The organism is Paenibacillus sp. W4I10 (assembly GCF_030816325.1).
In the GTDB taxonomy this organism is placed as follows: Bacteria; Bacillota; Bacilli; order Paenibacillales; family Paenibacillaceae; genus Paenibacillus; species Paenibacillus amylolyticus_B.
In genome coordinates this window covers 5739505-5753326 of record NZ_JAUSXX010000001.1, presented here as the reverse complement: position 1 = coordinate 5753326, position 13822 = coordinate 5739505, and the positions used below count along the sequence as shown (strand labels likewise).

At 48.1% G+C, this 13822-nt stretch carries 11 protein-coding genes; 4 read left to right on the top strand and 7 right to left on the bottom strand.

Annotated elements, in window-relative coordinates; translation table 11 throughout:
- Positions 1-147: 147 nt before the first annotated feature.
- From QF049_RS25835 to QF049_RS25820, 4 genes are all read right to left on the bottom strand, one after another.
- Positions 148-1428 (bottom strand): ABC transporter substrate-binding protein, encoded by a 1281-nt coding sequence (locus tag QF049_RS25835; protein WP_307541662.1) that lies wholly within the window; start codon positions 1426-1428, stop codon positions 148-150.
- 147 nt (positions 1429-1575) lie between these two features.
- Positions 1576-2685, bottom strand: a complete 1110-nt coding sequence (locus QF049_RS25830; RefSeq protein WP_307541660.1) for a response regulator — start codon at positions 2683-2685, stop codon at positions 1576-1578.
- On the bottom strand, positions 2682-4472 hold the full coding sequence (locus tag QF049_RS25825) for a sensor histidine kinase (protein ID WP_307541657.1): 1791 nt from the start codon (positions 4470-4472) through the stop codon (positions 2682-2684). The genes QF049_RS25830 and QF049_RS25825 overlap by 4 nt, the downstream gene beginning before the upstream one ends.
- 123 nt (positions 4473-4595) lie before the next feature.
- Entirely contained in the window at positions 4596-6599 is a 2004-nt protein-coding gene (locus QF049_RS25820; RefSeq protein ID WP_307541655.1) for a beta-galactosidase, read from the bottom strand.
- A 275-nt stretch (positions 6600-6874) separates the two neighbouring features.
- Between QF049_RS25820 and QF049_RS25815 the strand changes: the two genes are divergently transcribed.
- Entirely contained in the window at positions 6875-7819 is a 945-nt protein-coding gene (locus tag QF049_RS25815; protein WP_307541653.1) for an AraC family transcriptional regulator, read from the top strand.
- On the opposite strand, the gene mobA is transcribed toward QF049_RS25815, so the two are convergent.
- The gene (gene mobA, locus QF049_RS25810; RefSeq protein ID WP_307541652.1) at positions 7789-8418 is read right to left on the bottom strand and encodes a molybdenum cofactor guanylyltransferase; all 630 of its coding nucleotides are present in this window, start codon (positions 8416-8418) and stop codon (positions 7789-7791) included. The two genes, QF049_RS25815 and mobA, sit on opposite strands and share 31 nt — an antisense overlap.
- Before the next feature lie 162 nt (positions 8419-8580).
- Here mobA and QF049_RS25805 point away from each other — a divergent pair, with 162 nt between their 5' ends.
- Positions 8581-9774 (top strand): MFS transporter, encoded by a 1194-nt coding sequence (locus QF049_RS25805; RefSeq protein ID WP_307541650.1) that lies wholly within the window; start codon positions 8581-8583, stop codon positions 9772-9774.
- Positions 9775-10118: 344 nt separating this feature from the next.
- On the opposite strand, the gene QF049_RS25800 is transcribed toward QF049_RS25805, so the two are convergent.
- Positions 10119-11852 carry a glutamine--tRNA ligase/YqeY domain fusion protein gene (locus QF049_RS25800; RefSeq protein WP_307541648.1) on the bottom strand — a complete coding sequence of 578 codons (1734 nt, stop codon included), beginning with the start codon at positions 11850-11852 and terminating at the stop codon, positions 10119-10121.
- A gap of 193 nt (positions 11853-12045) precedes the next feature.
- Between QF049_RS25800 and QF049_RS25795 the strand changes: the two genes are divergently transcribed.
- On the top strand, positions 12046-12303 hold the full coding sequence (locus QF049_RS25795) for a DUF2164 domain-containing protein (protein WP_091012850.1): 258 nt from the start codon (positions 12046-12048) through the stop codon (positions 12301-12303).
- A gap of 48 nt (positions 12304-12351) precedes the next feature.
- Positions 12352-12900 (top strand): GNAT family N-acetyltransferase, encoded by a 549-nt coding sequence (locus tag QF049_RS25790; RefSeq protein WP_124116580.1) that lies wholly within the window; start codon positions 12352-12354, stop codon positions 12898-12900.
- A 112-nt stretch (positions 12901-13012) separates the two neighbouring features.
- On the opposite strand, the gene QF049_RS25785 is transcribed toward QF049_RS25790, so the two are convergent.
- A complete protein-coding gene (locus tag QF049_RS25785; RefSeq protein ID WP_307541646.1) occupies positions 13013-13801 on the bottom strand; it encodes an SDR family oxidoreductase in 789 nt (262 codons plus the stop codon).
- Positions 13802-13822: the final 21 nt, after the last annotated feature.

Sequence of the window (13822 nt, the reverse complement as noted above, 5' to 3'; positions counted from 1 at the left end):
AAACGGGGGAACGAAGAACGTTCTGCCAGCCGTTTCATCTGCTTGGAGATTGCGACGAAATAAATACCACTAATTTGCTGGCAAAACCCCACCCAAAACCGTGGAGATTTTGCCAACAAAAGCGGGTACTACATGCCTCGCAGCTCCTTACTTGTTGACTTTGTTGTAGGATTTCCATGCCTTGTCGAGCGCATCGATAACCTGCTGTTGATTTAATTGCCCAGAGTAGTAGCCTTGCAACGCTTTGCCTGACTCGTCTTTCACCGCTTGAGGGAGGGATGGGTCCTCATAAGCTTTACCTTCACTCACATATTTCTGGGCATCGTCTACCCACGGGAAGCTCTTGAAGTCATGGATCTTGGCAACCGGATTGAATTTGAGTGCTTCATAGAATGCACTTGAATCCTTGTCATCGAGAATGTAGTTCACGAAGTCGAGTGCAACCTCCTTGTTCTTGCTAGATGACGATACCGCCAGTGAAGTGGACGTGCTCAGATTGATTTTGGTATCATCCGGATTATCATTGATCGGCATTGGTGCTACACCAAAGTTCAAGTCCGGGTTGGACTTCAGAATGGTTTCGGCAAACCATGGTCCCTGAATCCACATCGCGGCGCTTCCTGAAGCGAAGGCTGCTGAACCATCATCTCCGCCCACTTCCAGCGCTTTGTCCGTTCCATTGGCATTGACCAGATCGAAGATATCAAACAATGCTTTCATATCGGAGAAGGAGCCCTGATCCTGATTCATCTTCTCCACGAAGTCTTTATGCTCAGACTGAGTTAATGCACCCACGGTAAGTGGCAGGAATAATTGCGGAATCCATGCTTCTTTGTAGGACAGTTCAAACGGTGTAATGTTGGCTGCTTTGAGTTTCTCCACGACCGCTTTCATTTCCGTTAACGTCGTTGGCACTTCCAGCCCTTGCTCTTTGAAAATATCTTTATTGTACAAATAGCCCCATGATACTGTTTCCAGTGGAACAGCTACGACTTTGCCCTCCGCATCCGTTATGGAAGGTTTAACCGAATCCAGTAGCTTATCGACAAAAGGTTGGCCCGACAGGTCTTCCAGATAACCAGCTTTGCTGAATGGTGGAATTTCATTGACTGCATGCAGGGCGAACACATCCGGTGCATCATTGGAGGCGAGTCGTGTCTTCAGTATCTGAGGGGCATTGTCCGCTGGCGGCATCTCCAGTTGCACGTTCACCTCAATGTTTTTCTCTGCTTTCTCCTTGGCTTTGAACTGTTCTATATATTTATCGTAATGTTCTTTCAGCCGAGGTTGTGCAACGAATACTTTGAGTGATACCGTGCTGCCTGATGCCAATTCCTCCTGCCCATTGTCCGTTCCTGCATTGGAACCGCAACCTGCGAGCAGAACACTGACCAGTACCGCACTTGCTACGCTTTTCCATACTTTCATCTCTTATGACCTCCCGGTGTGTGACTGGTTTGTCTTTCATAGGCTCATTATATATCAGAGAATGAAAGCGCTTCATTGGACAAAATTAGACTTGTGTATTGGATTATTTTAAACCTTAATCCAGCCCAAAGGACATTCTTGAACAGCTCATTCCGTGCCACTGCCTGAATTGCCTGGCATACGTGCTAGTCCCTTACGCATCTCCCCCGGTGATACTCCGAAATGTTTCTTGAAAACACGATAGAAGTAGGACACATCTTCATAACCCGCCATCTCGGCAACATGTTTGAACGGAATCTGTTCATCCATCACCCATTCTTTCGCTCTCGTCATACGTAATTGGACAACATAGTCGGTCACATTCACCTCGTACTCTTTCTTGAATACCTTGCTGAGATATTCCTTGCTGACAAAAAAGATCTGGGCGAGCTGCTCCAGGGTAATCATCTCCATACAGTGCAGCTCCATATATTGCTTCACTTCCTCCAGGTTCAGCTTGTTCTTGAATTTACGCTGCGCAATCAGCTGCTCCAAAGCCTGGTAGTATGGAGTCGAAATCCATGCGATCGTGAATTCAATGGAAGCCAGTGCAGCCGTAGGAGGTAGTGCCGTTGCTTCGGGCCGCTCGTACAAGCCATTGGAGACGCACAGTTCATCCAGCAAAGCCTGTAATTCATGAGCCACCCTTCCAAGCTGCCGAGGTTTGTTAATCTCGCATCGTTCCAGCTTCTGTTGCAATTGCTGGAACCACTCCCGCAGACTCTGAACGTTCAGGTCATTAAACCGCAAGCGAGCCTGCTGCTGAAACAGGGAGAACTCACCTGCGAACGAAGATGGGTACGATTCCCATGATTCAGGCGCAGATTCAACCTTTTCCAACTCCTTTGCACATTTAGCAAGTACACCATTCAGTTCATCCGGATTCACCGGTTTGAGCAGATAATCTGCAGCCCGATGGCGGATCGCATGTTTTGCATAATTGAAGTCGTCATATCCGCTCACCACGATCACCTTGATCTGTGGGTACTGTCCGCTCAGCGTCTGTAACAGTTCCACACCGTCTGTACCGGGCATGCGCATGTCCGTAATGATAATGTGAGGCTGATGCTGCTTGACCAGTTGTATGGCCTGCTCACCATCCTCTGCCTCACCTGCAACGATCATACCGAGTTCATTCCAATCTCCGAGGTTGCGTAAAATATCCCGGTTCCACGGTTCATCGTCCACCAGCAGCACTCTGTACAGTTCCTTGTTCACAAGGCTTCGCCTCCTGTATTGCAGGGGATTCGTACCGTAACGCTTGTCCCCTGTCCGTATTCACTTTCTATGCTCATCCCATATTCAGGTCCAAAATGCATTACCATTCGTGAGGCCGCATTGACCAGTCCAATACTTGTACCTGAATTCCACACCCGATCAGCCTGCCGGGTAAGCCGCTCCAGTCTGGACTGCATCTCCGTTAGTTTCTCAGCATCCATACCCACGCCGTTATCACGAATTCGAATCGTTACATCTGTAGGTTCACAGACGACCTCAATGCCCAGTTTCCACTCACCCTGCTTCTTCTCCAGACCATGTAAAAATGCGTTCTCCACAATCGGTTGCAGAGACAACTTGGGAATATAACACGCCCGAAGTTCCCCAGTGATCTCCAGGGTATATTCAAGCCTGCCGGCAAAACGCTGCTTCTGAATCAGCATATAATGCTCCAGCTGGTCCAGTTCAGCCTGTAGAGGGACAAGTCCATCCGGCGCTCGCACAATATAACGAAACATCTCGCTCAAGGCTCGAATGACCTTGTAACTGTCTGCCGGTTTTTGCGAGTAGACCATGCCGCCAATCATCTGCAGTGTGTTTTGCAGGAAATGCGGATGGATCTGGGATTGCAGTGCTTTGAGCTCCGCCGTCTGTTTCTCCAGATTCATCAGGTAGTTGTCGCGAATGTGTTCCCGGATACGGCTTGACATGCCATGCAGATTTTTCTCCAACAGACCAATCTCATCCACCCGGCCGCTTCGTACCACTTCTCTGTCCTTAATCAATTGAATACCCTTCATGGAATTGGCCAGTCGGACGATGGGCTTTGATGTGCGCCAGGCCACGAGCGCAGCTATTCCCACAGAAATGACGGTTGCCAGGCCACCTACAACCAGTCCGTATTTCATCGTTTCCAAGGCACTCTCGTTAATCACATGGGCAGGTACAATCTTGATCACACGCAGTCCTGACGGTTCGATGGAATGATAGAATACGTATTCCTTGGCTGTACGGATGAAACCGGAACTTTCTTTGCTGCCTGCCAATCTCTCCAATGCTTCAGCGGACGGCTGGATGTCTTGATTCGGCTGATAGACCGGGCTGCCCGCACTGTCCGCGATGTATACTGCATAATCCCCCCTGCTATCCAACAGCTCCAAGGTCTGATTGAACTCAGCCCACTTGACCTCCAGACTGATGGCGCCGATCTGTGCCTGATCCTCGAAGCGATTCATGCTGCGGGTCATGTGAAACTTTTGCGAATCGTCCGGATCATTGATAATTGTAAAATCTTTATGTTGTGCAAAAAGCTCATGATACCCTTCCGGTATTTCCGATACCGCTTTGATGCGGGAATCCATGGAGTTGAAGGTGAACAGGGTGTCCAGTTCCTTCAGATACAGTTCAACGCCAAATACATAATTGCCAGCGGAATAATATACACTGTTCAGCATATTGAACATGGCCTTCTGTTCGTCAAATCGGCTGGCTGCCGGCGCTTCCTGGTTTAACGCCAGATACTGATGCAATTCGTCACTGATCTGAATCGAATAGATAATATTGTTCATGCGAGCGAACTGTTCACCCAGATAGATGGAGGCCCAGTTCATATTGGCGCGGTTGGTCTCCATAATCTCCTCTTCCATGGAAGAGCGGGTATTCTCGGCTGCCATAGCGGTCATGGCAATGACGGGCAGAACGGCCAGCAGCGTCATGGTAAGAATCAATTTATTGCGAATGCTGCGTTTGAAAGGATCTATCAGCTTCCGATAACATTCGGTAAACACAGCGCATCCACTCCTGAGCTAAAATAGACAAACGCCCCAGCATGGAAGCCGAGGGCGCTTTGGTCTTTATATTCGTTTGGAAATGTTAATTTCAAATTATATACCTATATCTATTATTTCCTATTATTGTTCGATAATCCGTACGCCCCATGGCTCCAGTTCGATCTTCTCTCCCGCAGCAATCGGGGTTCCTGCCAGAAGTTCAGTCCCTTCTCCATAAGCATTCACGAAGGATGTTGCCTCATCCGCATAATTGAAATAGTAGCGAATCGTGTTCCCCTGATCGTTCACACCCGTCTTCACAATGATAGGAAAAGCCAGTTCCTGATCAGCTCCCCAAACTCCTGCTTCTTTCATAACACGCTCCAACACCTTACGGATCACCGCAGAACTGGTATAACAGCCGACATAGGTTGCTTTGCCTTTTCCATAGGCATTCTGGGTAATTGCCGCATATTCACCCCAATGTGGATGATCATACCAAGCGAGTACTTCAGCGGTTGTCGGTGTAATCAGTTCCATCCAGGTGTGAATCTGGTTCTGCTCCTGACCAACCTCGAATGGATCGTCCCGCAGCGAGACATGTTTTGGCTCTACAAAAAGGTTATAGCTGATCCCGCATGCCTCACTGATCAGGCCGGGCTGGCGGGTAGAGCGTACCTTGATATGCTCATTTGCAAATCCGCTTTTGAACGAGTAGACGATATGTCCGCCATCCTGTACGAATTGATTCAATTTTTCCAGCAATGCATCCGAAGCAGCATACAGAGCAGGTACAACGAGCACGTCATACTCCGCATAACTCTCAACCGATGGGTCGATGAGGTCACAGCCAATGTTCATTTTATACAATTCATCGTACATCCAGCGCACCACGTCATTGTAGTTCTTGTCGCTGGTGAAGTTAAAACCAAACCACTTGATGGACGTCAGGGCCTCATTGCTGAACAGCACCGCCACCCGATTTTTTTTCTTCAGATTAACAAGCTTAGGACTCAGTCTTGCAAAATCCCTGCCAATGGTCTTCGCTTCGTTGTACACCGGATTCGGTTCGAAATCATGACTGAGCAATCCTTTCCAATACGTCTCAAACGAATTATGCAACGAATGCCAGTGCCAGTAGGCCACCATGTTCGCTCCTGATGCCAGATGACTGAATGCCTGCAAACGCAGTTGTCCGGGATAGGGAACCCAATGCCAGAACGCCTGCGCTTCGGTCTCCAGCACCAGATAGTTCGATTGTTTGGTGGAACGCGCCACATCCCCGCCGAATGAAATTTCAATGCCGGTCAGATCATCCTGGGAAGGATGGTAGATGTCCACACTGGTGATATCAAAAGGTTTCGATGCGGCAAAATGGTCCACATCCCCTTGAATGCCGTAGGAATACCCACGCCAATCGAAGTCAAAGTTCTGGGTAACAAACTGTCCTTCCTGTTTGTATTCATTCACGATCCCCACTTGCCAAGCCAAAAAGTTGGTTACCAGCTGCCGCTGGAACTTGGCAAATTCAGCACCAAGACTGCCGTTAATCGTTCCTACCACAGACGGGAAGTCTTCCCAGCTATTGATCCGATTACTCCAGTAGTCGAGGCCAAATTCCTTGTTAAGCTCATCCAGGGAGCTGAACTTGTTCCGCATATATTTGACGAATTGCAGTTGGACATTATCTCCGGCTGTATTGTAATGCTTCGTCTCGTTATCTGTCTGATAACCGATGACCGCCGGATGTGTGCTTACCCGAGAGATCAGCTTGCGGATGATCCGCTCGGCATAAAATAGATAGGTTGGATGGGTAATGTCCATGATCTGTCTTGCGCCATATTTGCCAGGTCCCTGTGAGGTAGTAGCCAGCACGTCCGGATGCTCCTTGACCATCCACGTTGGAACAGCATACGTTGGTGTTCCTACGATAACCTGAATCCCCGCCTCATGCATGGCATCCAGCACACGGTCTACGGAAGAGAAGTCAAATACACCATTCTGCGGTTCATGGGTGCTCCAGGTTGATTCTGCAATGCGGACCACGTTGATCCCTGCATCCTTCATCATCTGAATGTCCTTGTCCAATCTTTCGTAAGGCATATATTCATCATAGTAAGCTACGCCATATAATAATTTCTCCATGATTTAATCTCCTTTTTAGGTGGAAAATATAATGATCTTGACGTGTGCAAGAGTTGACATATTCCAATCCATAATGGTAGCGTTTACATTATTATCGGTTGAAGAACTTCGATTGTTCAGCAACCACTTCAAACGCTGATGTGTTCCATGGATTATCCATGCTTGCGTTAAACTGATTATAATGAAGTATACTACGGGTGCCGATTGTACAAGGCAAGTTGTTTTTACCCTTTTCCGAGGTGAATATGATGGATATCCGATCACAGCTCCGAGAAATGCCTCACCATACGCTGGCCAACTGGCTACCTATTATCGACTGTAACATCAAATTCTATGGTGCGCACAGCCAACAAGTACCCTATGGATGGGCGATGCCGGAGGAATCACATCCAGGCTTTGAGATTATGTTGATCATCGAAGGTACGCAGGAGAGTGTGATTCATGGTTATACCTATACCGTGGAGGAAGGTTCCATTCTTCTCATTCCTCCCGGGTTCAAACATACGAATCAATGTGTATCCACAGAAGGCATGACTTATTTTAGCGCTCACTTTAATGTGGATGATCCAGTCTTCACCCTGAAGCTGATGTCACAGCATAGCCAAATCTACGCAACAGGTACGGCTGATAATAGGAAAATGCGCGTTGTGCTGGAGAGTTGGATAGGGATGATTAACGTATCTGAAGCCTACACGTCCACTGATAAAATGATCATGCAGGCACGCATGTTTGAACTGTTCGCCCTGTTGTCCCAAGCCGCTGACAATGAACCGGAGTCCACCACTTCCGTTGCTGTTTCACATGCACCAGCTCCAACAGCCATGCATTATGCGGGAGCTATAGCGGAGGCAATCAAGCAGGCATTCCATGCCCAGCTTCGAACCAAGGAAAGCAGTGTATCCACGGTCAAAGTAGAGCAGATTATATCCTCGTTTGGCATCAGCCCGGGATATGGTCTACAGGTCTTTCGCAAGGTGTACGGGCGATCGCCCAGGGCTTACCTGTCCAGTTTGAAGTTGCAGGAGGCCAAAGTGCTGATCGAACAGCCAGAGCTGTCGCTCGGGGAAATTGCGTGGAAGCTCGGCTACACCCATCTGTCCCATTTCAGCAGACAATTCAAACGTTGGACAGGCCAAAGCCCGCTTCAATATCGCAATCATCATGCAGATGCATCAGGTGATCCTGTATCTTACAGATCGGAATCGAGTCCAGAATCTTGATTACGGATACGCTCGTACTCTTCCGGCGTGTTCATATTACTCATTTGCATTGCTACTTGATGAACGCCCACTCTCTCAAGCTCTTCCGTTTCGACATAGAGGCAACCGATCTCTTCAAGCCATCGCATAACTCGAAGATGATCCTGGTTCAGACGCTGCTCCAGATCAGGGAGCACTCGTTTGTGGTAAGCCCCTGCAAGAGGGTGGACATGTCCATCCACGCGTGGAACGATAGCAGCATAAGAGTTATGTGATTCGACCAGTTTTTTTATTCCATCAAAGAAAGACGTTTGCAGGAGCGGCATATCGCAGGCGCATACCAGATTCCAGTCTGTATCGGAAGCTTCCAGCGCCGCGTGAAGACCGGCGAGTGGCCCCTTCCCCGGATAGTGATCCTGAACGCAGTCGTAGCCCATTGCACCGTAGGTTGTCACATTGGGTCCGGCAGCCACGATGATACGGGATACGGCGGATCTCATGGCCTTCGTGACATGTTGCAGTACAAGGGAACCGTTTAGTTCCAGCATGGCCTTGTTGGTCCCCATACGGCTGGATAAACCTCCTGCCAATATGATGCCTGTCCATTCCCTCGTGTTCATGTTGTTATCCTCCTTCAGATCACGATATGTGTTTGACTGCATCAATTTCAAAACGTTCGCTATGCATTGAATCCCCTTTCAACAAATGATACATTGAACAATATGCATTTGAAAGGAATGGCTTAATTGGACAGACCTGCACCTTCAAGAGGCAATCCCTCATTGGTTTCTCTGAAACTATATAACTTTTTCATATATGGAGCCATCTCGGTCTTCGCCGGATTCCTGCAGCTTTACCTGCAAGAGATTGGCATGACCAAACTGGAGATTGGCAGTCTCATGGCGATTGGACCCTTTGTATCCTTGTTTGCTAACCCGTTCTGGGGTTTCTGGAGCGATAAATCTCGCAACATTCGCATCATTCTGATGATTATGATGGGAGGCACATTTGTGCTCGCCCAGGGTGTGTTCTATGCGCCCACTTATACATGGATCTATGTAGCCATGATTTTCTTTTATTTTTTTCAAAGTCCATTATTTGCTCAAACCAATAGCCTGATTCTCGGATATATCGATGGTACAAACCAAAAATTTGGGTCATTCCGGCTCTGGGGTTCACTCGGTTGGGCGCTGACTGCTGTCGCTGCCGGACCGCTCATTGACCGTTTTGGCATCGGCAGTGTATCCATTATATTTGCATGCATGATTGCCACAGCCTTTGTATTATCCGTATTTCTACCCAGACAACCAATCGCTTCGGATACACCCGTGGTTACTTTTCGGCGGTTTGGCAAAGTCATGTTCAATCCGTATTTTATGGCATTTATCGGCCTGGGTGTACTCGTATCAGTGCCTAATGCGATGAACAGTACTTTTATGTCACTATATATTGTAGAAATGGGTGGCGACAAACAAATGGTTGGCTGGGCCATCTTCACCTCATCCATTCTCGAAGTCGGCGTATTCCTGCTGCTCGACCGCTTGCTCAAACGCAAAATGAGCATGCTCCTGGCATCTCTCATTCTGATCAGTGTGCTGTTTGCACTGCGCTGGCAGCTCATGGCACTGGCTAACAACCCGCTGGAGATTGTATTCATTCAGTTGATGCATTCCATTACGTTCGGTGGGTACTTCTATGTGGGTACGCAGCTGACTATGCTGTTTATCCCAAGACCTTATCGTTCTTCCGGTCAAGCGGTCTACACGATGGCCTGGGGCGGTCTCTCCGGCGTGATTGCCGGTCTGTTCGGCGGCTGGTTGTTCCAGAGCTTCGGTGCGGAAATCATGTATAGCATTGGTGTATTCTTCTCGCTCATTGGCGCTGTTGGATTTGGCATCATGTGGTTATCGAATCGACGTAACGGCTATCAGCCAGTTGTATTGACGGAGATGGGTAATATGGATGAGGACAGATAATCATTTGTTTGAAAAGTTGAAAAATTTCCCGCTGGAGCACTACGATGACAGAACAATCTTTCGATCGCTGTTATCACCGGATTTTTTTGATTCCCTTTTCAAAGGGTAAAATCCGGGGATAAAGGCGAACGCTTCGCTTCTCTAGCTTTGTTCTGTCCTCTTCGTTGGAGTGTAAATAAAACGTTCAAACATTCAAAACAAAAGATTAAGCATAGGTGGAGTAAAGAGAAAGGCGTCTTCAGGGGTTGTTGCCCTGGAGACGCCTTTTACATTTATAAATTTAAGTCTACAAGTTAGGCTTATATCTCTAACTTGTAGCATTGATCCTGCGCCTTGACTTTACCTTACGCCTTCGGCAGTTGGAATGAGCTTTTCAGGGATACGACCCGGTTAAATACCGGACGTCCTGGCTCGGAATGTTTCGGATCTACACTGAAGTAACCGTGACGGAAGAATTGGAATTTATCCTGAGCGTTCGCTTCCTTCATCTCTTGCTCCACATACCCATTAACAATCTCAAGAGAGTTCGGGTTCAGTTGATCCAGGAACGTTTTCTCCGGTTGCTCTTCCACAACCTCAGTTTCAGCTCCAGCTACTGCCACTTCGATCTCTGCTTCCGGTGCTTCATCCAGGATCAACGGCTCATACAGACGGAATTCAGCAGGTACCGCTTGAGTCGCTTCTACCCAGTGGATTGTTCCTTTGACTTTACGGCCAGTGAAGCCACTGCCGCTCTTTGTCTCCACATCATAGGTACAATGAATCTCAGTCACATTGCCTTCTGCATCTTTGATCACATCGTTACATTTGATGAAGTATGCATGTTTCAGACGAACTTCGTTGCCAGGGAACAAACGGAAATATTTGTTCGGCGGATTCTCCATGAAATCGTCTTGTTCAATATAAATCTCACGGGAGAACGGAATTTGGCGATTACCCATCTCCGGGTTCTCCACATTGTTCTCTGCTTCAAGCCATTCCACTTGTCCTTCAGGATAGTTGGTGATGACCACTTTGAGTGGGTGCAGGACAGCCATCGTGCGTGGAGCTTTCAGTTTCAAATCTTCACGTACAAAGTGCTCCAGCGTTTGCAGGTCGATAACTCCATAGTTTTTGGAAATGCCTGTCTCATATACAAAATCACGAATAGCTTCCGGTGTATAACCCCGGCGGCGCAGACCCGAGATCGTTGGCATGCGCGGATCATCCCATCCATCCACATGTCCTTCATCTACAAGCAGTTTCAGCTTCCGCTTGCTTGTTACCATCTGGGACAGATTCAGGCGACCAAATTCATATTGATGCGGTTTGTTCTCCATCTCACACTCGGCAATAACCCAATCGTAGAATGGACGTTGATCCTCAAACTCCAAGGAACAGAGGGAATGCGTTACACCTTCAATCGCATCTTCAAGCGGGTGAGCAAAGGCGTACATCGGATAGATACACCATTTGTCGCCCGTGTTATGATGGTGTGCATGTGAAATCCGGTAGATCACCGGATCGCGAAGGTTGATATTCGGTGCAGACATATCGATCTTGGCACGCAGCACTTTCTCTCCGTTCTTGAATTCGCCTGCACGCATACGTGTGAACAGGTCGAGGTTCTCTTCCACCGAACGATCACGGTACGGGCTGTTCTTACCCGGCTCCGTCAGCGTTCCGCGCATTGCACGGATTTCGTCGGCGCTTTGGTCGTCGATGTAAGCTTTACCTTTTTTAATTAACAAGATCGCACGGTTGTACATCTCATCAAAATAATCCGAGGCAAAACGTTTCTCGTTCCACTCGTATCCGAGCCATTTCACGTCTTCCTGAATGGATTGAACGTACTCTACATCTTCCTTGACCGGATTCGTGTCATCAAAGCGCAGATTCGTTTTGCCGCCAAATTCGCCGCCCAGCGTAAAGTTAATCCAGATCGCCTTGGCATGGCCGATATGCAGATAACCGTTCGGTTCCGGAGGAAAACGGGTAATAACTTCCTGGACTTTCCCAGACCGGAGATCTTCGGTAATAATATTTTTGATAAAGTTAGGTGGGGTTGTACGATTGTCCACAGGTATCAAACCTTTCATGAATTGATTGGAACTTTCAGTAATTGCAACGCGTTTCATTTAAATATACCTTTAACGGGGGAGGAGTTCAATAAAGAAGGCACCAAAGTCAGGTACAGCCGTGCATAAATAGGCCCAAAACCATTTTGACGGGTTCGCTCGAATCATGTAGCATGATAGTAAAATCAAATTAAAGGGAGGGTTTCCCATTCCATTGAACTCGCTTAAACTGACCAAAGAACAGCAGGATGAAGCCATTCGCACCATTCAGTCGTATTTCGAAGAGGAACGTGGCGAAGAACTCGGCGATCTGGCCGCTTGGGGTGTCCTCGACCTGTTCATGACACAGCTGGCTCCCTACATATATAATCAGGCACTCCGTGACGCGCGCACAACGGTTAATCAACGCATGGCCTCAATGGAAGAAGACCTGTTTGCACTGGAGCAAAAGTTACCCAAGACTTCCCGTTAATCCACTACAAAATAAACCCATACTATACAAAGAAAGAAGGTTGCATTCATGTTTACCTATTCATTGGATGAATATACCGAACTTCGGCCACTGGCCATGGAACATACCAAACCGCTGTTTGAACTGACGGATCGCTCGCGGGATCAACTGAGACATTGGTTGCCGTGGGTGGATCATGTGACAGAAGTGGAACACACCTCAAACTTCATTACTAACGCATTAAAACAAGGTGCTGAAAATGGCGGCTTCACCGCAGGCGTGTGGTTAAAAGGCGATCTCGCAGGCGTCATCGGATTCCACGAAATTAACTGGACTAACCGCTCGGTAAGCATAGGATATTGGCTTGGCAAAGGTTTTGAGGGTCAGGGCTTGATGACAAGTGCTTGTCGCGTTCTGGTTGATTATGCACTAGTCACACTGGATCTAAATCGCGTCGAGATTCGCTCGGCAACAAACAACAAACGGAGTCGCGCCATCCCTGAAAGACTCGGATTTGTTCTCGAAGGTGTCATTCGTCAGGCAGAAAAGCTGCCTAAAGGTTACGTTAATCATGCAGTGTACGGCATGCTTCAGCATGAATGGGAACTCTTGCGCTAATTCGCCTACATAATGAATCGGAGTGATCTCTCCCAACATATCGGAATAAAATAAATACCCTCTATCTCCACGGAATGTGGTGACAGAGGGTATTTTATTGTATTCATGACTTTTATAGGGCTCGGACCATGCCACCATCCACGATCAATGAGGTTCCGGTAATATACGTATTGGCCCCGGATAACAGGAAGACCACCGCTTTGGCAAACTCCTCCGGTTGACCGTAACGTCCTAGTGGAATCTCTTTACGGAATTGGTCAGATACCTCTTCCTCACTAATTCCGTTCTGCTCTGCCCGTGCTGCATCCAGCTCACGAATGCGGTCTGTTGCAATACGCCCCGGCGCTACCGTGTTGATCAAAATTCCGTATGGAGCCAGCTCTTGAGACAAGGTCTTCGCCAATCCAAACACGCCGGTACGGAACGTATTGGACAACACCAGACCCGGAATGGGCTGTTTCACCGAAGTTGAAGCGATATTGACAATGTGTCCTCCGCGTTCTTTCATATAAGGAAGTGCACCACGAATCAGCCTTACATAGCTGAGCACATTTAATTCAAATGCCCGTTCCCAATCTTCATCCGTCAGTGATTCAAATGAACCCGATGGCGGGCCACCCGAATTGTTCACCAGAATATCAATCTGCCCAAACAGCTCCGCTGTCTTGTGAATTAGAGCCTCAATATCTTCCTTGCGTGTTACATCGGTTGCACAATACTCCACACGTCCGCCACCACCAAGCGCCAGAAGCTCCTGCTTCACTGCTGCGAGCTTTTCTTCGCTCCGGCTGGCGAGCATGACGTCAGCACCTTCTGCTGCCAATTGAGCGGCTACCGCTTTGCCCAGCCCTCGACTGGAAGCCAGCACCAGTGCTTTTTTACCTTGAAGTCCCATGTCCATCGTTGTTCCTCCTCCTCAGCT